Raw genomic sequence first — 26,296 nt, 5'->3', positions numbered from 1 at the left:
ATACTCCAGAACCTTAATTCTTAATTGTTATTACTTTCTTTTTTCTTTTTTCCTGATCTATCTACTAATCCAGAAAATTAGATTGGGTTATAGTAAAGAGAGCTGGCAAATTACCGAGTTCTTGATTAATTACCAGGGAGGTTTTGTAAGGAGGGGATTACTCGGAGAAATAATTCTTAAATTAAATTCATGTTGTGGATTAGACCCATATAGTGCTATCATAACTCTGAGTCTAATTTCTTTTATTCTTTTAATAGGTTTCTTTGTAATTAAGCTGAAAAAAGGGGGATACACTTTATTTTTCCTGCCTTTCGTTATTTTTCTAGGGAATCCAATTATTCATGATTTCTGGGTAAGAAAGGATATTCTCTTAGTGCTTATTTTTATTCTAATAATTCATCTAATCACAAGAAGAACTAGACCAAACTTAATATTTGTTAATCTTTCTTTAGTAGTAGGTATCTTAATCCACGAGTCTATTGCTTTTTTTGGATTTCCGATTATATTTTTATTGCTTTATTCCAAAAAGAAATCCTTCTGGACTTCTGTATTATTTTTATTTCCCTCTTTGCTGGTCTTCTTTCTTGTTTTATATTATAAGGGTTCATTTTATATTTCTCAAAAAATCTGGGACTCATGGAAAGCTATTTCTTTTCCACATGAGTCTGCTGAAAAATTAAATATTCCAGCAGCAATTGATGGTTTGTCCTGGTCCTTGAAGCAGGGTCTTTTATTCAGTTACCACACTTTACGCAACTTTCAAGATGGTATTTATGCTCCCATAGGATGGATTGTAATTATTGTTGTAATCTATTTCATTTTAAGCAATACTGACAAGTTGAACATTAAATTATTGGGTTACCAGGGGTATAATGTCTTTTCTAAAACAATTATCTCCAATCTCTTGCTTCTTCAATTTATTTCCGTTGTTCCTTTATTTATTCTTGGTTGGGACTATGGGAGATGGATATTTCTGTGGGTCACATCATCTTTTGCTGTTTATTTAATCCTGTCCCAAAGGGAATTGAATCAGCTATTCCCTCAAGTTATTTCTAATGCTACCAGAAAAATAAACTTACTCTTAACACAAGTTTTTAAAGGAACTTCTATACTTTTGCTATGTCTTTTAATTGGTTTTCCGGCACATTCATGGAGCCTTACCTCCACTATTAATTCCAGTTCCTTTATAATTGTTTTAAAATTTATCTCAAGAGTAATAGAATTAATATTTACAGTTTCAGGAATATAATTTATCCCATCCCATTCTTCTCGGCACCCACAATATTGAAGGAGGGGTGAGAAAAATGAAACAATGACAATAAACAATGAATCCTTGAATCCCTCCCGCTTGCGCGGATTTGCGGTGACTAGGGCAAGCAAGTCGATTAAACCTCCTTCAAGGTGCACCGTAGGCAGTATTAATTCTGCAGTTGGTGATCAGTGGATCATTAATTCAATGTCTAAAATAGGCCGGAGTGAATCCTGAATTTTGAATCTTGAATCCCTCCCGCTGGCGCGGATTTGCAATCCGTGACGAGGGCGAACTGGAATTTGGTGTTTGGAATTTTTTTACCCTTAAACCTTCCCCTTATATTTCCATTTGATCCCGCATCCCACACTCGGCCTCTGCGGACCGGGAACAGGACGGCTATTGAGGACGGCGTCCAGGGCTTCTCTAAGGTCTCTTCCGTTGGTGGAATGGCCGTTACCCGGGCGGGAGCTGTCAAGCTGTCCGTGATAGACCAGTATTTCTTCCCCGTCAAAAAGGTAAAAATCGGGGGTGCATTCGGCTTTGTAATTCCGCGCTACCTCCTGGGTGCGGTCGTAAAGGTAGGGGAAGGTGAAATTATGTTTCCTCGCAAATTTCCACATAAGATCCGGATGATCTTCGGGATACTGCTCCACATCATTGCTGCTGATGGCCACAAAACTAAATCCCAGTACCCTATAATCATTTGCCACCCTTACAATCTCATCTACCACGTGCTTCACGTAGGGGCAGTGGTTGCAGAGAAACATGATCACGGTTCCCCGTTCTCCCTGCACTTCGGCCAGGGAATACAGGTTTGCCGTAACCGAATCGGGTAATTCAAAATCTATGAGTTTTGAACCCAGCGGTAGATTATTGGAAGCGATTTCTGCCATTCTTAAAAGTTATTTTAGAGCTCTGAAAATACAAATTTCCTTCGGATTTTTCCTGAAATTCCTATCTTGTTGCTGCTAATCCTGAAGAAATTATGAAAACACTTGATCAATGGTTTTCGGAATATGCGGTAAGCCATCAAAACCATACCAATCAACTCATCCATTATATTTGTGTTCCGGCCATCTTCTTTTCTATTGTCGGCCTCTTAATGAGTATTCCGCCCGGTCCGCTGGTAAAAGTTTTTCCAATGTATATTCCGTTTTTGGAGAACTGGGCAGTAGTAGCGCTGCTCCTGGTATTACTCTTCTACATGAGGCTTTCCATTTCTATGGGAATTAAGATCCTCATCTTCGCCACGCTTTGTATTGCCGGGAATTATTACCTGGCTAAGCTGGTCCCACTATGGATGATCTCCCTTTTAATCTTTGTAATAGCCTGGATCGGCCAGTTCTACGGACATAAGATCGAAGGTCAAAAACCTTCTTTTTTAAAGGATATTCAATTCCTGCTCATTGGTCCGGCGTGGGTGATTAAAAAGGTGTTTGGGTGAGATAGTAGTGAGTAGTTAGTAATGAGTATTGAGAAGGTAGATTTTAGAAGTACGAAGTTAGAAGTGTAAAATACCCAAAACTTTTTCGGCACCTCCCGATCCTTCGGAATACGGGAGGGGAAAACCGAAAATGTTTCCCGCTGATCTCGCAGAATTTCGCAGAATTTTTGACTGATTAGCTCCCTCTCCTTTGGAGAGGGCGGGGGGAGATGATGAATTTTGAATCCCTTTCCGATGGCGCGGATTTGCAATCCGTGACGAGGGCGAAGCAAATCTTATATAGCCCCCTTGGGGAGGGTTGGGGGGGGATGAACAGAATTTTTAACTTTGTTTCCACACCAATAACCAACAGCCCAATTAACCAATTAACTAATCCCCAATTAACCAATGAACCAAATAACCTGGAATGACTTCGAAAAAGTAGAAATGCGGGTGGGAACCATTATTGAAGTTTCAGACTTTCCCGAAGCGCGGAATCCGGCGTATCAGCTCAGGATCGACTTTGGTCCTGAAATCGGCATCCTCAAATCTTCGGCGCAGATCACCCGGCGTTATAGTATTAATGATTTGCAGGACAGGCAGGTAATTGCCGTAATAAATTTTCCGAAGAAACAGATCGCTAGTTTTATGAGTGAATGCCTGGTACTGGGGGCTGTAGGTGCTAAAAATGATATTGTGCTGCTCAATACCGATTTTCCGGTGGAAAACGGGTTGAGAATTGGTTAATGAATTTGCTCCAGCTTTTGTAAATTTGGGGCCATGAAAACTGCGGCAGTTTTACTTTCCTTTCTGGTAATCTTTCTTAATGCTGTTCCCTGCTGTTGGGACTCATGTGACGAGCAAATTTCCATAGGAGAAACTTCTGAAAGCGATGACTCCTGCTCTCCCTTTCTAAGCTGTGGCAGTTGCGCAGGTTTTGTGCAAAATCAATTATCTCCTGAACTTCCTTATTTTTCCGGCATCTATAAACCTCTTAATGAACAGCTGGAAGTAAAATTTCAATCAGATTTGTCGTTCGACATCTGGCAACCTCCCAAAAAAGTGTAATAACTATCAATTTTTCCGAAGTTATATGACTACGGAACTTCTTTATTCACTTTAAACAATAAAAATGTACATAAGATTATTATCGTTTTTAGCCCTGGTGCTAATTTCTGCAGTTTCAACTGCTCAAAATCAATTCGAGGCTCAGGTTTTTGATGCCGAAACCAATACCCCGCTCTATGGGGTCAATGCTTTTGTAAAAGGAACTACAATTGGAGCTACGGCCAATATGGAAGGAATGATCAAAATTGATGGCATTCCTGATGGAAAACAAATATTAGTGTTCAGCTATGTGGGCTTTGCACAAGAGGAATTGCAGCTTACTTTTCCTTTGGAAGATACCTCTCTTCGTACCATTTATCTTGCTCCTGAAGGGGAACATATGGATGAGGTGATCATCTCGGCCACCCGTTCCCGCCGAACTATCGCCGATCTTCCAACCCGTGTTGAAGTGATCTCGGGTGAAGAATTGGGCGAAAAAGGAAATATGAAACCCGGGGATATTCGCATGTTGCTGAATGAAACAACCGGGATCCAAACCCAGCAGACTTCTGCAACTTCCTATAATTCCAGTATCCGCATTCAGGGACTGGACGGGAAATATACACAGCTGCTGAAGGACGGATATCCTTTATATTCCGGTTTTTCGGGAGGATTAAGTCTGCTGCAAATCGTGCCACTTGACCTGCAACAGGTGGAGGTGGTGAAGGGAGCTTCCTCGACGCTTTATGGTGGCGGAGCTATCGCCGGGCTGGTTAACCTGGTTTCGAAAACTCCGGGGGAAGAGCGGGAAATTAATTTTCTGCTGAATGGTACCTCTGCTCTTGGCCTTGATGCAAGCGGATTCTATTCCGATAAATTCCGCAACTTTGGAACTACGGTCTTTGCATCTTATAATTACAGCGATCCTTACGATCCTTCAGACATTGGACTTACAGCAATTCCGGAAGTGAACAGGGTGACAGTGAATCCTAAGTTGTTTTATTACCCTTCCGAAGCTGCTACTCTTGAAATTGGGGTGAATACAGTCATTGAAGAAAGAACAGGCGGGAATATCGCATTTTTGGAAGGAGAGAATGTGACAGACCCATATTTTGAGAGAAATAATACGGAAAGGATCACTACCCGCGCCGGATATTCTCAGGATTTTGAAAATGGCAATTTCTTAAGTATCAAGAATAGCTTTAGTTTCTTTGAACGAAAGATTGAGATCCCTGATTACACCTTTTCCGGAGACCAACTGGCTTCATTTACCGAGCTGGCCTATAATTTCGGAACGGAAAATCTGGAGTGGATAGCCGGACTCAACCTGGTTTCCGATCGTTTTGAGCAGGAACCGCTTGAAAATACTGAAGTTGTAGATTACAACCACATCACCTATGGAGCATTTTTGCAGAATAACTGGCGCCTGTCTCACAAATTCAGCCTTGAAACCGGTTTACGTACAGATTACCAGAATGAATATGGCTGGTTTGTACTGCCTCGGATTTCTGCGATGTTTAATATTTCTGATGCCATTACCACCAGGATTGGCGGCGGACTCGGCTATAAAACTCCCACAATTTTTACTGAAGATGCTGAAAGGATACAGTTTAGGAACGTGTTGCCTATAGACGTTTCAGCAACTGAAGCTGAACGTTCGATCGGTGCAAATTTTGACATCAACTACCGCACAGATCTTTTTGAGATGATCGAGTTCAGTGTGAATACCCTCTTCTTTTACACCCGCGTTAATGATCCTCTCATTTTGGGACAGAGCTTTGAAAATACACCAACTCCGGTTTATGAATACCGGCAGCCTGAGGGGTATCTGGACACGCAGGGACTGGAAGCAAATTTCCGGTTTAGCTACGGAAATTTCAAACTCTTCACAGGATATACTCTGGCCGATGTAAACCGGCATTACGACGGAGAGACTTTTGAGATGCCGCTTGTTGCCCAACACAGGCTGAATAATGTGCTGGTTTACGAGATCCATGATAAGCTGATGATTGGTCTTGAGGGCTATTACTTCGGAAAACAAAAACTGGAAGGTGACCTAACCGGACAGGATTACTGGATCTTTGGTTTAATGACTGAGAAGAAATGGGAGAATTTCTCCCTCTTCCTGAATTTTGAGAATTTCACAGATACCCGGCAATCACGATTTGACAGCATCTACACCGGCTCCATTTCGAATCCGCAGTTCAGGGATATCTATGCACCGGTGGATGGTTTTGTAGTGAATGGGGGGATAAAGATCAATCTTTAATTATTGCAGATTTCCAGTGACCCTTTGCTTATTTCAAGTTGTGAGTTGTCAGTTGTGAGTTGCCTTTTTTGCTAAAAATTATTCATCTGAGCGTCCCCTCCTCCGGAGGGGTGCCCAGGGGGCGGGGTGGGATGGGAAGCCAATTTCCTTATCCTGTATTTTCACTATTGTAAGAGAGTTTGTTGGCTGAGCAACCATGTCAGGAACAGTTTTTTAAAATAAAAGTTTTCAAATTCTCCAACACCTGTTCAACATCCATCATGACTTCAGAAGAAGTGGTTTTCCAAACCTGAAGTCCCAGATCTTTGAAATATTTCTCACGTCGCTCATCATACTCTACCTTCTCGTTGTGACTGGAGCCGTTAATTTCTATAATCAAACCAAGGCCTTTTATATAAAAATCAACTATATAATTTCCAATTACTCTCTGCCTGTCAAAATCAATGTTGTAAAATTTTCCTTTATGAACCTGTTGCCAAAATACTATTTCGGGCTTATTACCCATTTTACGTAAGGATCTTGCTCGGTTTCTCAAATTTTTATTTACTTCCAGGTAAGAAATTTGTCTTCGTTTAATTGGTGTGGAATCTATGATAGTGAGAATTGGAGGCTTACCCACCCCGGCCTGCGGCCACCCCTCCGAGGGAGGGGACTGTTCAAATGATGCTTTGTAGTTCTTACCGGCCATTGTTAAAAATAATAAATTTTGATAACGAATTTTTCAAGCTGACAGGTAAAAATGGATTTTCATGAATTGCCTCCGGCTTAAGCCTAATTTTTCTATTCTCCTTTATTGATTGAAAGGAGTGAACTTGGTGTGTGTAACTTCGACATTCTAGCTTCGTATTTCTATCTTAGTATTTATGGAAATTTCATTATACAATAAAAGGTTGCACTATGCCCTTATCCTTAGCTTCATCACCATTGGGTATAATCTTCTTGAAGGGATCGTTTCTACCTTCTATGGTGCCAGTGATGAAACGCTTGCACTTTTTGGATTTGGATTGGACAGTTTTGTGGAAGTGCTTTCGGGAATAGGAATAGCACATATGATCTACAGGATGAAAAGAAATCCTGTAGTGGAAAGAGACAGCTTTGAAATAACGGCATTGAAAGTTACCGGTACAGCCCTGTATATCCTCACCGCCGGATTAGTTATTGGAGCGATCCTCGCAGTGATCAACAAGTCTGAACCCGACACCACCCTGGCAGGGATCATCATTGCTGTATTGTCTATTCTCACGATGTACTTTTTGTACCGTGAAAAAATAAAGGTAGGAAATCAGCTGGATAGTAAGCCCATCATTTCCGACGCCAAATGCACCAAGACCTGCTTTTATCTTTCCTTTATTCTTTTGGCTTCAAGCCTGCTTTATGAACTGTGGCAGATCCCTTATGTTGACGCCCTGGGTAGTCTTGGGATTGCCTGGTATGCCTGGAAAGAGGGCAGGGAAGCCTTTGAAAATGCAAGATCCAAAAGTTTGAGTCGTAGCAGTGATTGTTGTTAATGAGTATTGAGTATAGAGAATTGAGTATTTAGATTAGTGTCAACAGAATCGTTGGGCTAAAGCCCTTTCCTTTAATTATCTCTAACCAGTGGCTAAAGCCACTGGTAATTCAATATTTGATAAAAAATTTGAATTGCCTCCGGCCGAAGCCGGAGGTTCTGAAAAGACTTAAAAATATTGGGCTTTAGCCAAAAAAAAGGAGAGGTTCCAAAAATCACATTTTTGGAACCTCTCCTTTTTATTCTCAATACTCAATACTAACTTCTCAATACTACATCACATTTCTTCCCCAAAGAACACAGCATTCATCAATAGCTTATTAGTGCCATACCAAAAAGCCCTGAAGTTAGTATTATCCGTGAAAAGGATCACATTTCCTCTTCCCATACTGTTATGCTTAAACGGAACTGTGCCGGGAAGGAGCTCCAGGTTTTCTTCACTGATGTACCCGCTTAAAAGTGGTTTCTCTGTGTATTGCAGCGGATTCTTATAACTTGTAGAATCGGCTTCTATAAAGATAGTGGTGTCTCTAAAAAGCGGAATTTTGTTATTCTTATATCCAAAGTTGATTGGATGAGAGCGATCCTGTTTTGCTTCAAAAATAGCTCCGCCAATTCCCTGCGCACCTCTAAAATCCTGTCGCTGCTCAAAAGTGACATTTTTCGCCTGCACTTCATTCTCCTTGAATTCAATCTCCATGAATTCATTTTTATCCAGCCAGCTGGCAGCATTTTTATAACCTATAAGGGTGCCGCCGTCGTGGACCCATTCCTTTAATTTTTTGGCTTCTCCTTCTCCCAAAGCTTTGCCACCCCATTGGTTTGGAAGGATAATATCGGTATACCTGCTTAGATCGGCTCCTGAGAAATTTGAAAGATCCAGTTTGGTGATCTTCATATCATATTGCTGGTCGAACAGGTGCCAGATCTCTCCCGCATCATAAGGTGTGATTCCGTTGCCTACAATAAGTGCTACTTCCTGTGGTTCAAGGGCACGAAACTCGTTGCTACCCAAATTCACCCCCCCGGTAAGTCCGGTGTCTGCAGCTGAAATTTCCACATGGGTATCTTTGGAGAGTTGCTTTAGAAAGTTATAGATCTCGTCTGCATTCATTTTCTGATTCTGCGCAGGGATCATGATGGTGCCGTAATCGTAGTTGCGGTTGCCAAGATTGAACTGCTGCATGGCTACTTTAGCCCTTAGGCCTTTATTCAGGATCTTGTTCAATGCTTTGGGAGCTTCGAAGGCATGCCACTCCATGAGGTAAGCGTACCCGCTCTTTTCAGGTGCAGACCCGGTAGGTTTTGTAAGGCTGTCAATGGGTTCCCCTGCATATTTCATCGCGACATCACTGCTGAAGTCGAGATTGAAAGCCAGCGGGAAAGACCATGCAGAGATATCATAGAACAAACTATCCTGAAATTCGGTTCTTCTTTCAAACATTGCTTCTACAAGTCGGTGCTGTCGCTGCTGTTTAGGAACCAGGTAGCTGCTTCCGGGTTCAAAGGTTTCTCCGTTTAAACTGAATTTCTCTTTCACTTCATGCAGTTCCACCTGGTGGCGCTGCAGGATCTCAGCCAGCTTGTAAGCCGAAGTTGCATCTTTGGAATTTCCGAAGACATAAGCGCCTTTTCCCGCCTCTTTGCGTGCATTCTGATAAAAATTCCGCTGATAATCCAGCAGCTTTACACGCATCTTCTTTGCGGCTTCCAAAGTGGAAAGAGCAGCGGTGAATTGATTTTTAATGGTGAAAGGAAAGGTAAGGATCCCGTTATCGGTTTCCTGTGCATGTCCGCGGGAGCTGCCTTGCTCAAACAAGATCCCGATGCTTCCCTGGATATCGGGGAAAGTAGATCCTTTTCCATAGTAAAAATCGTCGTAATTCTCTTCGGTATAGTAAAGAGAACCTATGTCATCAAAGGCTGCAGCGTGATAAGTGCCGATTTCCTTTGTCAATTCCTGATTCAAGGCAGGAGTAAGAGGATGAGTTCTTGACGGAATACCGGGCTGAAAGAAAAAGGAGGAATTGGAGCCCATTTCATGATGATCGGTCAATATGTTGGGATACCATTTATGGAAGGTTTTTATTCTGGCGCGGCTTTCGGGCAGCTGTACAGGCAGCCAGTCCCGGTTCATATCAAACCAGTAGTGATTTGTTCTGCCGCCCGGCCACACTTCATCGTACTCGCGATCCTGGGGATCGGGGTTGATATTTTCGCTTTTATGGATGTTGGCCCAGTTCGCGAAACGCTGCAGCCCATCGGGATTGAACACAGGATCAAAAAGAATTATGGTATTGTCGAGCAGCTCCTCGATTTCGGGTCCTTCAGCAGCAGCTAAATGGTAAGCAGCAAGAATAGCGGCATTGGCACCGCTGGCTTCATTCCCGTGGATGGAGAAGCCCTGGTTTACCACAATAGGCATCTGGGAAATATCTAAATTTTCAGATCCGGCTTTGGTCAGAGAAAGATGCTGTTCCCTTATTTGTTCCAGATTTTCATGATTCTCTTCCGCAGTAATGGTAAGCAACACCAGCGGCCTTTTTTCATAGGTGAAACCCCTGTTTTCAATGCTGATCCGTGGAGAAGCTTCGGCCAGGATATACATATAGATCAGAATTTGATCATGGCTGGCATGCCATTCCCCGGGAATGTAGTCGAGTACGTCCTGAGGGGTGGGAATATTTTTGTTGTAGGTGACATCCTGAGGCAGATAATAGGAAAGGTCAAGCTCAAGCTCTTCCTGGGCAAAGGCCGGCAGGCTTAGCAAAAAACCAAGGGCAAATAAAAGAGATTTCATAAAAGGCATTTTTTAGCACCCCAATATAAAAAAACCGTCCCAATTGCTCGGGACGGTTTTTTTATGGAGTATATTTTCAATTATATATCTTCAAAACTGATATCGGTAAAGGCAGCAGCAGAAGGAGCAGCGGCAGTTGCAGACTGCGGCTCGGTTTCTTCCTCATATTCCTTCTTGAAATTCTTCTGGTGACGCTCGCTGATCACTTCCTCACCTTTTTCATTAAGAATGTAATCGGTCATCTCCTGCAGGATTTCATTAAAACCGATAAAATCTTCTTTGTAAAGGTAGATCTTGTGCTTTTTGTAGTGGAAAGATCCGTCTTCATTGGTGAATTTTTTACTCTCGGTAATCGTCAGGTAATAATCGTTTGCCTTAGTCGCCCTAACATCAAAGAAATAGGTGCGTCTCCCGGCTCTCAAGACCTTGGAAAAAATCTCTTCTTTTTCAATCGTTCCATTGTCGCTCATAATCAATTTATCTTTTACGGTTTGTAAATCATAGGTTCAAAAATCTAAAAAAAATTAACATTCTACAACAAATTTTTACATTTCTTTTTCACTGAGCTGTTTGAGGTAGAGCTCCCGGTAATATCCCTCGGTGTTAAGCAATTGCTGGTGCGTCCCGCGTTGTACTACCTGCCCGTCTTCAAGAATGATGATCTTATCGGCATTTTTTACCGATGAGATCCTGTGACTAACGATGATCGTCGTCTTATTTTTACTGATCCTGAAGAGGTTATTCAGAATTTCCTCCTCCGTTTCTGTATCTACTGCGGAAAGTGAATCGTCAAAAAGAAGAATTTTTGGATCGTGCACTATCGCCCGGGCAATTGATACCCGCTGTTTTTGTCCGCCGGAAAGGGTAATTCCTCTTTCCCCAAGCACAGTGTCATAACCTTTGCTGAAGCCTTCAATATTCCTGTGCACAGCGGCATTTTTGGCGGCGGTGATGATCTCCTCATCGGTAGCATCAGCTTTCCCAAATTTTATATTATTCCTGATGGAGTCGCTAAAGAGGAAAGCATCCTGCGGCACGTAGCCAATGCTTTCCCGGAGTTCTTTCAGGTTCATGGTTTTGATGTCCTTGCCATCAATGCTTATCTCTCCCTGCTCCACGTCATATAACCTTCCAATTAATTCCAGGATCGTAGATTTCCCCGAACCTGTTTTTCCTATGATCGCCAGGGTTTCTCCGGATTCTACTTCGAAACCTACATTTTTGAGGGCGGTGATATTCGTATCTTCGTAGGTGAAGGTGACATTTTTGAAAGCTATGGAACCCTGCACATCTTCAGGCGTTGTCGAGGGATTTTGAATTTGTGGTACCTCCTTCAGAAACTCGTTTATACGTTTTTGGGAAGCTGCGGCCTGCTGAACGATGGACGTCACCCAACCTACAGTGGCCACCGGCCAGGTAAGCATGTTCACATAGAGCAGGAATTCAACTATGATCCCGAGTTCGGCTATTTCGCCGCTAATGAATTTTTTCCCACCTATATAGATCACCAGGATATTACTGGCACCAATAAGCAAGACCATGAGTGGAAAAAAGAAAGCCTGCACCTTCACCAGATCAATATTCTTCTCTTTATTTTCATTGGACAAGGTGACGAAAGAAGCCCCTGTTTGAGGTTCCAGTCCGTAGGATTTGATCACTGATATTCCGCTAAAGCTCTCTTGTGTAAAAGTGTTTAGCTTGGAAAGGTATTGCTGCACGATGGTACTCTTCTTGTTGATCGCCACACTCAGCTTGTAAATGGCAAAAGAGAGGATGGGCAGGGGAGCGATCACATACAGGGTAAGCTCCGGTGCCTGCAGGAACATGTACGGGATCACCACAATAAACAGGATCCCGGTTTGAATGCTGTACATAAAGGCCGGTCCCGCATACATACGCACCTTGGAAACATCTTCGCTAATGCGGTTCATGAGGTCCCCGGTTCGGTTCTTTTTGTAAAAGTTAAGGGACAGCTCCTGGTATTTCTGGAAGACTTCGTTCTTGAGGTCGTATTCAATATGCCGGGAGACCACAATGATCGCCTGTCGCATCAGGAAGGTGAAAAGTCCTGCAAGGAGGGTGGCGCCAAGGATGATGAGGATATTGGTCATCAATTCAGAGCGCAGCGCAGCTTCCGAAGTCACTTCTCCATTCACCCATCTTTCTATGGCACTGGTGGATTCACCTATGTACCGCGGAGTGACTAGCGCAAATACCCTGGCGATGATGGTAATAAAGATCCCGCCTATGAGGTGCCATTTATATTTATAGAAGTATTTATTTAGATGCTTTAATTCTTTCATACTGGTAAACAACTTCAAAATATTTTCGATTTCTTATTTTTGGAGGTGCAAAAGGTTTAGAAATTGAAATATTATTTACTTTTGCCATACAATTTTTCGATAACCGAAATTTTTTAAATTAAAAAACTTATGACAGTGGATGTTCTAAAGGCAAATGAACTTAAAAAAGCCGCTCCGGTCTTTGGGCAGCTTTCTTTTGATGACCATGAACAAGTGGTTTTTTGCAACGACAAAGATACAGGATTAAAGGCAATTATCGGGATCCATAACACAGTTTTGGGACCTGCTTTAGGTGGAACGCGCATGTGGAACTACCAGAGTGAATGGGATGCCGTTAATGATGTACTGCGCCTTTCCCGCGGAATGACTTTTAAAAGTGCTGTCACCGGTCTCAATCTGGGAGGTGGTAAAGCTGTCATTATTGGCGATGCAAAAACTCAGAAAACGCCTGAACTTATGCGTAGGTTCGGAGAATTTGTCCACTCTTTAAGCGGAAAATATATTACTGCTGAAGATGTAGGGATGGAAACTGCCGACATGGATACCGTGCGGGAAGTGACTCCTTATGTTACCGGAATTTCAGAAAGCAAGGGAGGCGCGGGTAACCCTTCTCCCATTACTGCTTACGGGGTTTTTATGGGGATGAAAGCTGCAGCGAAGTATAGGTACGGTAGCGATGACCTGCAGGGAAAACGCGTTCTTGTACAGGGAATCGGTCATGTTGGTGAATCTCTTGTAGACCACCTCACCAAAGAAGGTGCACAGGTGATCATTAGTGATATAAATCAGCAGAAACTAACAGAGATCCGCGATAGATATAACGCCACGATCTATGGTGGTGCCGATGTATATGCCGCAGATGTTGATATCTATGCGCCATGTGCTCTTGGAGCTACGATTAACGATGACACCATTGAGCGCTTTAAAGTGGATATTATCGCAGGAGCTGCAAACAATCAGCTGGCAGATGACAGGAGACACGGATTAGTTCTTAGGGAAAAGAACATCGTTTATGCTCCCGACTTTCTGATCAACGCGGGAGGGATCATCAATGTTTACGCAGAACTCGAAGGCTACGGAAAGAAGGAGATCATGGAAAAGACCGAGAATATCTACAATACTACCCTTGAAATCCTTAACTCGGCTGAAGTTAATGATATTTCAACGCATGAAGCTGCACTTAAGGTGGCACAGCAGAGAATTGCAGACAGAAAAAATAGTAAATAACCCCAGCGGTTTTTTAATTTAATAGTATTTTTGCCGGGCGAAAGGAAAAGACCTTTCGCCCTAATTTTTTAAAGTTCTTTTACAGCTATGTTGACCAGAAGACATATCAGGGTTAAAGTAATGCAGTCGTTGTACGCGTATTCACAGAGTGAAAATGATAATCTTAATCTTGAAGAGAAATTCCTTCTCAAGAGCATGGATGAGATGTATGACCTGTATCTTTTAATGCTTGATTTATTTGTAGAGATTAAGGATCATGTAGAGGATTACCTGGAGAAAGCCCAGCAAAAACATTTGCCTTCTGAAGAAGATGTTGATCCTAACAGGAAATTCGTTAACAATGAATTGATCGCTCTGCTTAGTGATAATGAGGCATTACGGGCAGCATTGGAAACCCGTAAGCTTAATAACTGGAAGTATGACGATGAATATGTGGAGATCCTGTGGTCTGAGATCAGGAAAAGTGACATCTTCCGGAATTACATGTCTACCCGAACTTCAACTTTTAAAGAGGATAAAGATTTTTTGATTTCCATCTTTAAAGAAGTTATTGCTCCCAACGAAAAACTTTACGATTATCTTGAAGACAGGAAGATCACCTGGATCGATGACCTGCCGCTTGTCAATACCGCAATAGTAAAAATGTTGCAAAAAGCAACTCCCGGGAAGGAGCAGGCACTTACCAGGCTTTTTAAAAGTAATGAGGACAAAGAGTATGGCATTCAGCTTTTCAGGAAGACCTTGCTTAATGATGACAGTTTAGCAGCCGAAATGGAGGGGAAGACACCTAATTGGGATAAGGAAAGAATTGCAGGTCTCGATACTATTTTGATCAAAATGGCCATCTGTGAATTCCTGAAGTTCCCATCAATTCCGGTAAAGGTCACTATTAACGAATATTTAGAAATTGCCAAGGAATACAGTACCCCTAAAAGTAGTATTTTTATCAACGGTATCCTTGATAAACTCTCTAAGGAGTACAGGGAGAACGGCAAACTGAACAAAATGGGCAGGGGTCTTATGTAGTCCTGTAAATTTTCTTAATTTTATCCACTTTAACTATAAATTGTAAATCATGAAAAAAGGAATCTTATTATTAGCGCTGGTTGCTGCGTTTAATTTCACCTCCTGCAAGGACAATGCAGCAGACAAAGTACAGGCAGAAAACGTAGAAGAAGCTGCAGTGCGTGATGCACAGGCCACTGTTTATCCTGAGATCAGCTTCGAAGAAACAGAGCATGACTTTGGAACTATCGCACAGGGAACTAACGTAGAGCACACCTTTACTTTTACAAATACAGGGAAAGCTCCATTGGTGATCACTAACGCTACCAGTTCTTGCGGATGTACTGTTCCAACCTGGACCAAAGATCCTATCGCTCCGGGAGAAACAGGAGAAATGGTAGTGAAATTCAACGGTTCCGGACAAAATCAGGTAACTAAAACAGTAAATATTACTGCCAATACAGAGACCGGAAAAGAACAATTAAAAATTAAAGCTTTCGTAGAGCCTAAAGCACAGTCTTAGGACCCTGCATAGCATAGACCCATATGGATCAATTAACCCAGTTTGCCCCAATTATTTTAATGTTTGTAGTGGTGTATTTCTTTATGATACGCCCTCAAATGAAACGTGCTAAACAAGAAAAACAATTCGCATCCGAACTTAAGAGAGGTGACAGGATTGTAACAAAAAGCGGAATGCACGGTAAAATAATTGATTTCAGCGAAAAACAAAACGCAGTAATTATAGAAACCGGAGCAGGAAAGATCACTTTTGACAGGTCTTCCATTTCTATGGAGATGAGCCGAAAACTGAATGAACCTGTAAAGGAAACAAAATAGATCCCAAAGGATCAACATTAAAAAGCCCTGCGCGATCGCGTGGGGCTTTTTTTTTGTTGTCGCACCTGCGGTGCTGCCAACCTATGGCTCCTAACGGAGCTTTATTTGATCCTGCCAACCTAAAAGTCTTTTATTTAACCTCGTAGGTTTTACTATAAAAAGTGACCTACAAGGTTTTGAAAACCTTGCAGGTCTGGGGTTGATGCTTTTCCTTAAATCAAAGGGGGGAATTCCTAATGGCTGAAACCTTGTTCTGAAACCTGCGATCAAAAAAACCTCACAGGTCTTCAAGACCTATGAGGTTTGGTTGTAGTAACCCTTTCAGGGTTCCGAACCCTGAAAGGGTTTTTTCAACAATTTTTATACTTGTCATGTAATCCGCTGCCGGCCTGGATCATGGGAATGATCTTTTCCAAACGACTCATTTTTGTACTGTCTCTTTTAGCTTCTCTAATATATTCGCAATATTCCCGTTGTTTACCGGGAGTTAGGTTCTTAAAAGCCGATGCTAACTCGGAGTTTTTGGAAAATTCTGTCAATAGCTCTTCCGGCACTTCTACCTCTTTATTTTTAACCGGTTTTATCTCTTTTCCTTCCTTCTGGTTCTGTATAGCTTCTTCAACATACTTCCGCAGCTGCGACAGGGGGATATTTTGACCTTTTTCAAACCGCACCTGGCGTAAGGCTTTGGTTTTCCCTTCCTGTGCATTCTCAAGAAGTGCCGTATTCTCTCTTAGAAGTGCTCCCTGGAAAAACCAGATAGCGGCGTGGTGCTTAAATGCCGCAAGGCCTAATACATTTTTGCCGTCCACCGTATACACTGGAGCTCCCCATTTAATTGTCTCCTCTACATCTGTAGTGAGGATCATCTCCCTAAGTTCCCTTAGCTCGCTTTCCCAGTCGGGATGTTTTGCAATATATTCTTCTGCTGACTTTACCGCCATGAGTTGGTTAATTAGTTAGAGGTTATTAGCTAATTGGTACGTCTTGGAATAACCCTTTCATGGTATAAAACCCTGAAAGGTTCAAATTCATCAACAAAACAATCGGCGCGGATTTTCAATCCGTGCCGTCATTTATCTTACTTAATCCTGAATCTTTAATTCTGAATTTTGAATCCCGGAAGCCGTAAGCTCTGCAATTTTTACTATTACCTCCACCGCTTTCTGCATGCTCTCAACAGGCACATATTCATATTTTCCGTGAAAATTATGTCCGCCGGCGAAGATGTTTGGGCAGGGGAGTCCTTTGAAGCTTAATTGTGCGCCATCGGTTCCGCCACGTATAGGTTTGATGATGGGCGTAACATCTACTTGTTTCATCGCCTCTTCAGCAATATTTACAATATGCATTACCGGTTCCACCTTTTCACGCATGTTGAAATATTGATCTTTGATCTCCACCGTCACGCAATCTCTTTCATACTGGTTGCAGATCTCTCCGGCAAGATCCTGCATCATTTGTTTCCTGGCCTCAAAATGCTCCCGGTCATGATCCCGTATGATATAATGTAAGGTAGTTTCCTCCACATCTCCTTCAATGGCGTTGAGGTGGAAAAAGCCCTGACGATCTTCGGTATGCTCCGGAGTTTCCAAACGCGGTAGGGAATTGATGAAATCCATGGCGATATACATGCTGTTGATCATCTTGTCCTTTGCATATCCCGGATGCACGCTTTTTCCGCTGACCTTAACAACGGCACCTGCAGCGTTGAAGTTTTCGAATTCCAGTTCTCCTACCTGGCTGCCATCCATGGTATAAGCCCATTCGGCCCCGAATTTTTCTACGTCAAATTTATGTGCCCCTCGTCCTATTTCTTCATCGGGCGTAAAACAAATACGGATCTTCCCATGCTTTACCTGCGGATTGTTCAGCAGATATTTCATTGCCTCCATAATTTCAGTAATACCGGCTTTATCATCGGCGCCTAAAAGGGTATTTCCGTCGGTAGTTATTAAGGTTTGGCCTTCATACTGAAGCAGATCGCTGAAATAATCCGGAGACAGGATGATATTCTTTTCTTTGTTCAGAATTATGTCTTTTCCGTCGTAGTTCTCAATGATCTGCGGATTCACATTTGTTCCTGAAAAATCGGGAGTCGTATCAAAATGTGATACGAAACCAATTACCGGCACCTCATGCTCCACATTGGAAGGGAGCGTGGCCATTACATAAGCATTTTCATCAATAGTTACTTCCTGCATTCCCATCTCCTGCAGCTCCTCCCGAAGTTTATTTGCCAAATCCCATTGTTTTTCTGTACTGGGGGTGGTATCACTGGTTTCATCGCTTTGCGTATCTATTTTCACATAGCTTAAAAAGCGATCTATTATTGCTTCTTTATTGGTCATTTTTGCTGAAGTTTTCCCAAAAATAGCGATATAAAAAGTAGCTTCAAAACCTTTTGACTTTTCCTGCTATTTTATGTCGCATTGTGTTAATTTTGTTCAAAACCTGCTTCATGTACGAAAAAATAATTAGGCCGCTTCTTTTTAATATTGATCCCGAAAAGGTGCATTATTTCACATTTTCTGCACTTCGCAAGCTGTTCCTGCTACCCGGAAGCCAAAAACTTGTTCGGGAGAAATTTGTAGTAGAGGATAAGCGGTTGGAACGGGAAGTCTTCGGAATTAAATTCCCAAATCCTGTGGGACTGGCTGCAGGTTTTGATAAAGATGCAAAGCTATACAAAGAACTTTCGAATTTTGGATTCGGTTTTATAGAAATTGGAACTCTTACCCCCAAGCCGCAGCCGGGAAATGAAAAGAAAAGACTCTTCAGGTTAAGGGAAGACAAGGCCATTATCAACAGGATGGGCTTCAATAATGGAGGTGTGGTTGAGGCGGTTGAGAGACTTAAAAAGAATGATGGGGTCATAATTGGCGGAAACATTGGAAAAAACAAAGTCACTCCCAATGAAAATGCCGTAGATGATTACATGATCTGCTTTAATGCCCTTTTTGAGCATGTAGATTATTTTGTGGTGAATGTGAGTTCTCCCAACACACCCAATCTAAGGGAGCTGCAGGACAAGGAACCGCTTACCAGGCTTTTGAACACTTTACAGCAGGAAAACCTGAAGCGACCTGCTCCCAAACCTATCCTCCTTAAAATAGCACCAGATCTTACGGATTCTCAACTGCTCGATATCATAGATATCATCAAAGACACCGGGATTGCAGGGGTAATTGCAACAAACACAACAATTTCAAGGGAAGGATTGACTTCCCCGGATCAAATGGAGGCCGGCGGCCTCAGTGGTAAACCTCTTACAAAGCGTGCCACAGAGGTGATCAGATTCCTTTCCGAAAAAAGCAACAAAGCTTTTCCGATCATTGGGGTGGGAGGGATCATGTCTCCCGAAGATGCCATTGAAAAACTGGAAGCGGGTGCAAGCCTGGTGCAGCTGTACACGGGATTTATTTATGAAGGACCACAATTGGTGAAAAAGATCAATAAGGAAATTTTAAAACGCTCATAGTGGCCGGGGAACTTATAGCATTTCTTGCAGCAGCCATGCTGCTTACGATTTCTCCCGGCCCCGATATTATTTATGTTCTGGTGCAGGGAATGACCAACGGCAAGAAGCATGGCATAGTTACTACCCTGGGACTGGTATCGGGAATTATTATTCATACCAGTTTAGTGGCATTTGGCGTTTCAGCCATTATAAGGCAGTCTGAAAATTTATTCTTTTTCATTAAAATCTTAGGTGCGGGATACTTGTTCTACCTGGCCTGGCAAGTCTTTAAAAGTGATCCTTCCATCCATGTCGATAAACCTGCAACCGAACAAAAGAAGGAGCTGACTTCCCTTTATAAAAAAGGATTTTTAATGAACGTTTTAAATCCTAAAGTTGCCATCTTCTTCCTTGCCTTTTTTCCCGGCTTTCTCTGGGATCCTGAAGGAAATACCATTTACCAGTTCTATATCCTTGGTTTTTTATTTATGCTGCAGGCCTTTCTCATTTTTTCTGCAGTTGCCATCCTCGCCGGCAAGATCTCTGTTTACCTGCAAAAACATCCCGCTTCAGGTTTGGTTTTTAAATGGTTGCAGGTAATTGTGTTTGTAGGAATAGGGATATTTATATTAGTATAGAGTAGTTAGTAGTTAGTATTGAGTATTGAGAAAAAGCTGTTAGCTTTTGGCTGTTGGCCGTTAGCTTAAGGCCTCATTGGCGCGGATTTGTAATCCGTGCCGTGTCTCAAAAATATTTAGTGCTGACCTCCCGGATTTTGGCAGAAGAATTTTGAATTTTAAATCTTGAATCTTGAATCTTGAATCTTGAATCCGGAATCCTTGCAATCCGTGCCGATGTTCAAAACATATCTCTATTCTCATATCTCAATTCTAAATTCTATATTTGGCCTATGGGGAACATTAAGATCATTGAATGTCCACGGGACGCGATGCAGGGAATAAAAACCTTTATTCCTACAGAACAAAAAGTTCAGTACATACAATCTCTTTTGCGCTGCGGATTCGATACCATTGACTTCGGAAGTTTTGTTTCTCCCAAAGCCATTCCGCAAATGGCAGATACGGCCGAAGTACTCTCCCGGCTTGATCTTTCCCGCACTCAAAGCAAGCTGCTGGCTATTGTTGCCAATACTCGCGGGGCGCAGGATGCAGCTCAACATCCCGAAATTCAGTATCTGGGATACCCGTTTTCCATTTCGGAAAATTTCCAGATGCGAAACACTCACAAAACTATTGCTGAATCTGTGGAAACGCTGCAGGAGATCCTGGATATTGCCGGAAGAACGAATAAGGAAGTCGTCGCATATCTCTCCATGGGTTTTGGAAATCCTTATGGAGATCCGTGGGATGTGGAGATTGTGGGGGAGTGGACAGAAAAACTTTCAGGAATGGGAGTGAAGATCCTTTCCCTTTCAGATACCATTGGCAGCTCTACTCCTGAGGTCATTGAGTACCTTTTTTCCAACCTGATCCCAAAATATCCTGAAATAGAATTTGGGGCACATCTACATACTACTCCCACAAAATGGTTTGAAAAAGTGGATGCGGCTTATAGATCCGGCTGTAAAAGATTTGATGGGGCTATACAGGGTTTTGGAGGCTGCCCAATGGCCAAGGATGAACTCACAGGAAATATGCCTACCGAAAAGTTACTATCTTATTTTACTTCCAAAAAGAGCGATACGAATGTGAAAATGATGAGTTTCGAAGCTTCTCACAACGAGGCCACGAAGATCTTCAGCATCTATCATTAGAATTACCAATACTTTCTTCATTTGGTATCAAAAAAAAGTATTTAAAATTGGTCTAAATAAATGTGTTAAAAATATTCACAGTTCTATATTTGCAGCACTATTTTAAATCAGTCTAAATAAACCACCGATGAAAAAACTATTACTCTCGGTAGCTTTGGCAGCTACTTCATTAAATTCTTTTGCACAAACCGAGCAGGATTCTATCACTTTTGACCCCCAATATCAATTAAACTCTGCACAACGCGTGCTTTCGGCCAATAAAGATGCTGTTACCCTTGGAGCTTATGGAGAGATCACTTATAATCAACCTGAAGGTGACAACGGGGAACTGGATGTACAACGTCTTGTGATGTTGTTGGGTTACCAGTTCAATGATGAGGTTCAGTTCTTTACTGAAATAGAATTTGAACATGTCGAAGAAGTCTATGTTGAGCAGGCATTTGTGAATTATAATTTTGCCAGGAACATTAATTTTCGTGCTGGTTTAATGTTAGTGCCTATGGGTATTATTAACGAATATCACGAGCCAACTACTTTCAATGGCGTGGAGCGTCCTGCAATTGCCGGTTCCATCATTCCAACTACCTGGAGAGAGATTGGTCTTGGTCTTACGGGAAGGATCAACTCGGCCAACCTTACCTATCAGGCATATGTTTTCAACGGCTTTAAATCTACCGATGCAAGTGGTAAAGGCCTTATTGGTGGCAGCAGCGGACTTCGCGGAGGTCGCCAAAAAGGAATTCAGTCCACAGTCAATACTCCCAATCTTTCTGCTAAAGTTGAATACTACGGAATTTTAGGAATGAGACTCGGTCTAGCCGGATATTTTGGAAGAACCCAGGCTGCAGACGAAGTGGATATGCTTGATGGAGCAGATGTAGGCATGTCTATGGTAGGTTTGGATGCGCGCTATGTGTACAAACGTTTTACTGCCAGGGGAGAATATATTTACGCTTCCTTAAGCGATACTGAAGCATATAACGACCTTACCGGAAGAGACCTTGGAAGTGCTCTTTCAGGATGGTATGCTGAAGCTGCCTACAACCTGCTGCCGTTGATGAACAAACAGAAACTGTTTGCATTTGCACGATATGAGGATTACGACACTCATGCAGCCACCGAAGGTGACCTTGTTGAGAATCCTGCTTATGACCGCAATGATATAACTCTTGGGTTGAGCTATCATATTGTACCAGGAGTAGTATTTAAAGGGGATTATCAGATTAAGGATAATGCTGTTGAAGGCTATGAAGCAAAAAACCAACTGAACTTCGGAATAGGAGTTTGGTTCTAAACAGGAGATGAAAAACGCTGAAAGTTGGGAGACCTTCTCCCGGCTTTCGGCGTTATTCAAATCTGTTATAATTAATTAAATTTGCAAAATGATCCAGAAATTTTTCATCACGATCCTTCTAATAATACCTTTAACCGGAATAATTTTCAATTCCGATGGTTTGGGAAAAAGAGTAGATCGTGAAATAGAGGATGAGTTTCAGGTGAACTCCTTTGAACATCAAGGAGTACACATTAGAAAGGAACTCCAGGAAAAATTGCCTTCAGAAATATCTGAAGAGAATTTCTTCCGGCTTAAGAGTGGAGAGAAAATCCTTGGATATGCATACCTGGATAAAGCACCCAGTAAAACTGCTGAATTTGATTACCTGGTCATCCTGAACAAAGATCTTTCTATAGCACGTACCAAAGTTTTAGTGTACAGGGAGGAATATGGAGGAGAAATTGGAAGCAAAAGATGGCTTAGGCAATTTGTGGGAAAATCCAAACCTTCAGAATTAAATAATATCGCTGCAATTTCCGGGGCTACCATTTCGGTACGTTCAATGAAAATGGCTGTGAAAGATCTATTGGAAAGTATTGAGATCTTAAAAGAAAATAAGGTTCTTTAATGCGGTACAACGGTCTTCTTTTAAGCCTTCCGAAGGAAATTAAATCCTTTCTTGCTGTTTTTGTGGTAGTACTTTCAGTTGGCTATGCTACAGGACTTTTGTTTGTAGGGCAAACAGAAACTACAACTCCAGAGGGTATTGAGGAAAATTATCTTGGGAATGAGGATGATCCTGATGCCGCGGTGATGAAGTTTGAAAAAGGAGAACGGGAGATGCTCACCATCATACACACCCATATCCTCTCAATGTCCTTTATTTTCTTCTTATTAGGAAGCATACTTTTATTTGCAGAATTACCTAAAAAACTGAAATTTTTTCTAATCCTGGAACCCTTCTTCTCCATTTTACTCACCTTTGGAGGGATCTATTTTGTCTGGAAAGGCATAGAATGGGTAAAATACCTGGTGCTAGTTTCAGGTATTCTAATGACTTTTTGTTTTGCAGCATCAGCGGTCATAGTGCTTTACCAGCTGCTCTTCAAAAAGGGGAATTAGAATTAATTTCATATAGTTAACTTCCCAAAAATGTTATTTCCCGTTTAGGTTTTTGACCCTCTAAAACTCTGCTTTTTCGGCCAGAACCCTGTATAATTCCAGGAATGGCAAATAATTAGTAAAACTAATTGTCTGCTTGTAATTTATAGTCTGTATATTTGCACGCAATTAAATCTTAATTGCCATGATCGCACACAACTCCAGGATACTGGGCGAAGGACTCACCTACGATGATGTACTTTTAGTCCCTGCCTTTTCAGAAGTCCTACCTCGCGAGGTCAACATCCAGTCAAAATTTACACGCAACATTACCCTCAACGTGCCTATAGTTTCCGCAGCTATGGATACGGTGACCGAATCCCGTATGGCAATTGCAATTGCGAGGGAAGGAGGAATTGGTGTGCTTCATAAAAATATGACTATTGAAGAACAGGCCCTTAAAGTGCGAAAGGTCAAACGTGCAGAAAGTGGAATGATCATAGATCCGGTAACTCTTCCCATTACTGCAAAGGTGAGAGATGCCAAAGAAAATATGCGGGAGCATAGCATTGGTGGAATTCCCATTGTAGATGAGGATGGGAAGCTCCTGGGAATTGTGACCAATCGTGACCTGCGGTTTGAAAAGAATAACAACCGGCCAATTTCGGAAGTAATGACTTCTGAAAATCTTGTCACAGTAGCCGAAGGTACCTCTCTGGAGGAGGCCGAAGGCATTTTACAGCAAAACAAGATCGAAAAGTTGCCGGTGGTGAATAAAGAAGATAAGCTGGTAGGTTTGATCACCTTTAGAGATATCACGAAACTTACCCAAAAACCCATTGCCAATAAAGATACTTACGGAAGGCTTCGAGTTGCAGCCGCCATCGGCGTGACCGGAGATGCAGTTGAAAGAGCTGAAGCCTTGGTGAATGCAGGAGTCGATGCTATTGTAATCGATACGGCTCACGGCCATACCCGCGGAGTGGTTACGGTTCTTAAAGAGGTGAAAAAGAAATTTCCCGATCTGGAAGTTGTGGTGGGGAACATCGCAACTCCCGAAGCTGCAAAATATCTTGTAGAAGCGGGTGCCGATGCCGTGAAGGTGGGAATCGGTCCCGGGTCTATTTGTACAACAAGAGTGGTAGCAGGAGTAGGTTTTCCACAATTCTCTGCTGTGCTTGAAGTGGCAGCAGCCATTAAAGGCAGCGGAGTACCGGTGATTGCCGATGGAGGTATCAGGTACACCGGGGATATCCCGAAAGCTATTGCCGCCGGAGCAGATTCTGTGATGCTGGGATCTTTGCTTGCCGGAACCAAAGAATCTCCGGGAGAAACCATTATCTACGAAGGAAGAAAATTCAAATCCTACCGCGGAATGGGATCTGTGGAGGCTATGAAACAAGGTTCTAAAGACCGGTATTTCCAGGATGTGGAGGATGATATCAAAAAATTAGTGCCCGAAGGAATTGTAGGACGGGTACCATATAAAGGAGATCTTTACGAAAGCATCCATCAATTCATCGGCGGATTAAAAGCCGGAATGGGATATTGTGGTGCCAAAGATGTGGAAACGCTTCAGGAGTCGGCAAAATTTATTAAGATCACTGCTTCAGGAATCAATGAAAGCCACCCGCACGACGTAACCATAACAAAAGAATCTCCGAATTACAGTAGATAGTCTTTGAAGAGCCAAGAGCCAAGAGACTAGAACCAAGACGTTTTTGAGTTGGCAGTGCTTAGCAGGCAGTCGGCGGTTGAAAATGGAATTGATTCGGCACGGATTGCAAATCCGCGCCAACTCCGTTTTTGTTCCGTAGGGACCAAAAATCGGTAGCCGTAAAACAAAATTTCGTAGGGGCAAAATATAGATTCTGTAGTTCTTCAGCAGGTTGAATAGACTTGGCCTCAGAAAGAATGAGTAAATTAAAAAGGGTCTCAAAAATGTTATTTTTGGAGACCCTTTATTTTACATAAATTGTTGGTAACTGGTAACTGAAAACTTCTGACCACTGACCACCGACCACTGACCACTAAAATTATTCCTTTACTGCAATCCCAAGCTTCTTCAAGACCTTCATAGTAATATCAAATTCTTCGGCTGAAAAAGCAAGGCTGGTTCCGCCGGCATGGAAGATCTGGGTAAAATTTTCCTCATTGACCACCTCCAGCATCGCTGCATTGATCTTTTCGTAAATCGGCTGCGTTAATTCATTACGCTTCATTTGCATCATAACGCCGGCTTTTTGTCTAAAGCCCTTAATGTCGTTTTCGAGACCAATGATCTCGCTCTCTTTTGCTTTTTTATCCTCTTCAGAAAAAGTTGTGTTATTGGCCTGGTAATCCTTTACCAGAGTTTCATATTTGGCAACATTGGTCTCCAGTTCTTTTTGAAGCTCCTGGTTGTAGGTCTGAATTCCTTCATTGACGCCAGTCATTTCGGGCATCTGATTGAGAATGTATTCGGCATCTATGGTTCCTATTTTGGATTGTGCCATCGCCGAAAAGCTCACCATGGCTAAACTGAAAATTAAAAAGTATTTTTTCATGATTTCGTTTTGATTTCCGCAAATATAAAGGAGCAGAGGTATTTATGAAGATTTTAATAATATAAATTTAATCTTTCGGCTCATATAGCTGCCCACGGTGTGGTTTTAGAGCATCTCTTACAGGAGGCATTTCAGCATCTGTAACCACGAGATAGGCAATGGAATGGGCCGGAGAGAGTTCCTCCACTTTTACGATATTCATGGAAAGATCGTTCATCCGAATGAAATCTTTTAGATGTGCGGCATGATGGCGGGCGGTAATATTGGCATCGGGCCCTTTGAAATCCCAGATGAGTTTTAGTTTTCTTTCTTCGGTCATAGAATATTTTTAGCTTCTGCAGAGAAGGGAAATATTAGCTTTTTTGAATAATCCTCAAAAATATAATTTTTCCCGCTCTTAATCGTTTTTACAGGAGGTTGGTAAACAGGCAGGAATTCTTATTTTTGCCAATCTATAATACCTTAA

26 protein-coding genes are annotated in these 26,296 nt (G+C 42.1%); 17 read left to right on the top strand and 9 right to left on the bottom strand.

Going from position 1 to position 26,296, the window contains the following annotated elements; genetic code table 11:
- The first annotated feature begins 121 nt into the window (after nucleotides 1-121).
- Nucleotides 122-1,249 carry a hypothetical protein gene (locus CRO16_RS00275; RefSeq protein ID WP_143544378.1) on the top strand — a complete coding sequence of 376 codons (1,128 nt, stop codon included), beginning with the start codon at nucleotides 122-124 and terminating at the stop codon, nucleotides 1,247-1,249.
- A gap of 326 nt (nucleotides 1,250-1,575) precedes the next feature.
- Here CRO16_RS00275 and CRO16_RS00270 read toward each other — a convergent pair whose 3' ends face one another.
- On the bottom strand, nucleotides 1,576-2,145 hold the full coding sequence (locus tag CRO16_RS00270; RefSeq protein ID WP_097054360.1) for a thioredoxin family protein: 570 nt from the start codon (nucleotides 2,143-2,145) through the stop codon (nucleotides 1,576-1,578).
- 92 nt (nucleotides 2,146-2,237) lie between these two features.
- Here CRO16_RS00270 and CRO16_RS00265 point away from each other — a divergent pair, with 92 nt between their 5' ends.
- The 4 genes from CRO16_RS00265 (at nucleotide 2,238) to CRO16_RS00245 (ending at nucleotide 5,991) form a co-directional block, all read left to right on the top strand.
- Nucleotides 2,238-2,696, top strand: coding sequence for an Mpo1 family 2-hydroxy fatty acid dioxygenase (locus CRO16_RS00265; RefSeq protein ID WP_097054359.1), 459 nt, complete (start codon nucleotides 2,238-2,240; stop codon nucleotides 2,694-2,696).
- 387 nt (nucleotides 2,697-3,083) lie between these two features.
- Complete coding sequence (locus CRO16_RS00255) at nucleotides 3,084-3,422, top strand: tRNA-binding protein (RefSeq protein ID WP_097054357.1); 339 nt, start codon at nucleotides 3,084-3,086, stop codon at nucleotides 3,420-3,422.
- A gap of 33 nt (nucleotides 3,423-3,455) precedes the next feature.
- On the top strand, nucleotides 3,456-3,743 hold the full coding sequence (locus tag CRO16_RS00250) for a hypothetical protein (RefSeq protein ID WP_097054356.1): 288 nt from the start codon (nucleotides 3,456-3,458) through the stop codon (nucleotides 3,741-3,743).
- A gap of 64 nt (nucleotides 3,744-3,807) precedes the next feature.
- Complete coding sequence (locus tag CRO16_RS00245; protein ID WP_097054355.1) at nucleotides 3,808-5,991, top strand: TonB-dependent receptor; 2,184 nt, start codon at nucleotides 3,808-3,810, stop codon at nucleotides 5,989-5,991.
- Nucleotides 5,992-6,190: 199 nt separating this feature from the next.
- Here CRO16_RS00245 and CRO16_RS00240 read toward each other — a convergent pair whose 3' ends face one another.
- A complete protein-coding gene (locus tag CRO16_RS00240) occupies nucleotides 6,191-6,679 on the bottom strand; it encodes an endonuclease domain-containing protein (protein ID WP_097054354.1) in 489 nt (162 codons plus the stop codon).
- A 175-nt stretch (nucleotides 6,680-6,854) separates the two neighbouring features.
- On the opposite strand from CRO16_RS00240, the gene CRO16_RS00235 reads away from it, so the two are divergent.
- The gene (locus CRO16_RS00235) at nucleotides 6,855-7,499 is read left to right on the top strand and encodes a cation transporter (RefSeq protein WP_097054353.1); all 645 of its coding nucleotides are present in this window, start codon (nucleotides 6,855-6,857) and stop codon (nucleotides 7,497-7,499) included.
- A gap of 276 nt (nucleotides 7,500-7,775) precedes the next feature.
- Here the strand turns inward: CRO16_RS00235 and CRO16_RS00230 are convergent, their stop codons facing one another.
- The 3 genes from CRO16_RS00230 to CRO16_RS00220 form a co-directional block, all read right to left on the bottom strand.
- Nucleotides 7,776-10,298, bottom strand: a complete 2,523-nt coding sequence (locus CRO16_RS00230) for a M14 family metallopeptidase (protein ID WP_097055715.1) — start codon at nucleotides 10,296-10,298, stop codon at nucleotides 7,776-7,778.
- 80 nt (nucleotides 10,299-10,378) lie between these two features.
- Nucleotides 10,379-10,768 (bottom strand): PUR family DNA/RNA-binding protein, encoded by a 390-nt coding sequence (locus CRO16_RS00225; protein WP_097054352.1) that lies wholly within the window; start codon nucleotides 10,766-10,768, stop codon nucleotides 10,379-10,381.
- A 75-nt stretch (nucleotides 10,769-10,843) separates the two neighbouring features.
- On the bottom strand, nucleotides 10,844-12,601 hold the full coding sequence (locus CRO16_RS00220; protein WP_097054351.1) for an ABC transporter ATP-binding protein: 1,758 nt from the start codon (nucleotides 12,599-12,601) through the stop codon (nucleotides 10,844-10,846).
- A gap of 129 nt (nucleotides 12,602-12,730) precedes the next feature.
- Here CRO16_RS00220 and CRO16_RS00215 point away from each other — a divergent pair, with 129 nt between their 5' ends.
- The 4 genes from CRO16_RS00215 (at nucleotide 12,731) to yajC (ending at nucleotide 15,673) form a co-directional block, all read left to right on the top strand.
- Nucleotides 12,731-13,828 carry a Glu/Leu/Phe/Val family dehydrogenase gene (locus CRO16_RS00215; protein ID WP_097054350.1) on the top strand — a complete coding sequence of 366 codons (1,098 nt, stop codon included), beginning with the start codon at nucleotides 12,731-12,733 and terminating at the stop codon, nucleotides 13,826-13,828.
- 87 nt (nucleotides 13,829-13,915) lie between these two features.
- Nucleotides 13,916-14,854, top strand: a complete 939-nt coding sequence (locus CRO16_RS00210) for a transcription antitermination protein NusB (protein ID WP_097054349.1) — start codon at nucleotides 13,916-13,918, stop codon at nucleotides 14,852-14,854.
- Between the two features lie 49 nt (nucleotides 14,855-14,903).
- The gene (locus CRO16_RS00205; protein WP_097054348.1) at nucleotides 14,904-15,356 is read left to right on the top strand and encodes a DUF1573 domain-containing protein; all 453 of its coding nucleotides are present in this window, start codon (nucleotides 14,904-14,906) and stop codon (nucleotides 15,354-15,356) included.
- A gap of 23 nt (nucleotides 15,357-15,379) precedes the next feature.
- On the top strand, nucleotides 15,380-15,673 hold the full coding sequence (gene yajC, locus CRO16_RS00200) for a preprotein translocase subunit YajC (protein ID WP_097054347.1): 294 nt from the start codon (nucleotides 15,380-15,382) through the stop codon (nucleotides 15,671-15,673).
- A gap of 350 nt (nucleotides 15,674-16,023) precedes the next feature.
- Here yajC and CRO16_RS00195 read toward each other — a convergent pair whose 3' ends face one another.
- Nucleotides 16,024-16,617, bottom strand: coding sequence for a YdeI/OmpD-associated family protein (locus CRO16_RS00195; RefSeq protein WP_097054346.1), 594 nt, complete (start codon nucleotides 16,615-16,617; stop codon nucleotides 16,024-16,026).
- Between the two features lie 141 nt (nucleotides 16,618-16,758).
- Nucleotides 16,759-18,024, bottom strand: a complete 1,266-nt coding sequence (gene pepT, locus CRO16_RS00190) for a peptidase T (protein ID WP_097054345.1) — start codon at nucleotides 18,022-18,024, stop codon at nucleotides 16,759-16,761.
- Nucleotides 18,025-18,134: 110 nt separating this feature from the next.
- Here pepT and CRO16_RS00185 point away from each other — a divergent pair, with 110 nt between their 5' ends.
- The 7 genes from CRO16_RS00185 (at nucleotide 18,135) to guaB (ending at nucleotide 24,962) form a co-directional block, all read left to right on the top strand.
- Nucleotides 18,135-19,154, top strand: coding sequence for a quinone-dependent dihydroorotate dehydrogenase (locus tag CRO16_RS00185; RefSeq protein ID WP_097054344.1), 1,020 nt, complete (start codon nucleotides 18,135-18,137; stop codon nucleotides 19,152-19,154).
- Nucleotides 19,154-19,771, top strand: a complete 618-nt coding sequence (locus CRO16_RS00180) for a LysE family translocator (protein ID WP_097054343.1) — start codon at nucleotides 19,154-19,156, stop codon at nucleotides 19,769-19,771. The genes CRO16_RS00185 and CRO16_RS00180 overlap by 1 nt, the downstream gene beginning before the upstream one ends.
- A 272-nt stretch (nucleotides 19,772-20,043) precedes the next feature.
- On the top strand, nucleotides 20,044-20,907 hold the full coding sequence (locus CRO16_RS00175) for a hydroxymethylglutaryl-CoA lyase (protein WP_097055714.1): 864 nt from the start codon (nucleotides 20,044-20,046) through the stop codon (nucleotides 20,905-20,907).
- Nucleotides 20,908-21,034: 127 nt separating this feature from the next.
- The gene (locus CRO16_RS00170; protein WP_097054342.1) at nucleotides 21,035-22,201 is read left to right on the top strand and encodes a porin family protein; all 1,167 of its coding nucleotides are present in this window, start codon (nucleotides 21,035-21,037) and stop codon (nucleotides 22,199-22,201) included.
- An 88-nt stretch (nucleotides 22,202-22,289) separates the two neighbouring features.
- Nucleotides 22,290-22,811, top strand: a complete 522-nt coding sequence (locus CRO16_RS00165) for an FMN-binding protein (protein WP_097054341.1) — start codon at nucleotides 22,290-22,292, stop codon at nucleotides 22,809-22,811.
- Nucleotides 22,811-23,305, top strand: coding sequence for a hypothetical protein (locus CRO16_RS00160; RefSeq protein ID WP_097054340.1), 495 nt, complete (start codon nucleotides 22,811-22,813; stop codon nucleotides 23,303-23,305). Before CRO16_RS00165 ends, CRO16_RS00160 begins: the two co-directional genes overlap by 1 nt.
- A gap of 184 nt (nucleotides 23,306-23,489) precedes the next feature.
- On the top strand, nucleotides 23,490-24,962 hold the full coding sequence (gene guaB, locus CRO16_RS00155; protein WP_097054339.1) for an IMP dehydrogenase: 1,473 nt from the start codon (nucleotides 23,490-23,492) through the stop codon (nucleotides 24,960-24,962).
- 358 nt (nucleotides 24,963-25,320) lie between these two features.
- Here the strand turns inward: guaB and CRO16_RS00150 are convergent, their stop codons facing one another.
- Together CRO16_RS00150 and CRO16_RS00145 are read right to left on the bottom strand one after the other, a co-directional pair.
- The gene (locus CRO16_RS00150; RefSeq protein WP_097054338.1) at nucleotides 25,321-25,830 is read right to left on the bottom strand and encodes an OmpH family outer membrane protein; all 510 of its coding nucleotides are present in this window, start codon (nucleotides 25,828-25,830) and stop codon (nucleotides 25,321-25,323) included.
- Between the two features lie 67 nt (nucleotides 25,831-25,897).
- The gene (locus CRO16_RS00145) at nucleotides 25,898-26,149 is read right to left on the bottom strand and encodes a hypothetical protein (RefSeq protein WP_097054337.1); all 252 of its coding nucleotides are present in this window, start codon (nucleotides 26,147-26,149) and stop codon (nucleotides 25,898-25,900) included.
- Nucleotides 26,150-26,296: the final 147 nt, after the last annotated feature.

The sequence above is a fragment of the Salinimicrobium sediminis genome, from assembly GCF_900215295.1.
Classification (GTDB): Bacteria; Bacteroidota; Bacteroidia; order Flavobacteriales; family Flavobacteriaceae; genus Salinimicrobium; species Salinimicrobium sediminis.
This window is presented reverse-complemented; position numbering and strand designations above follow the sequence as displayed.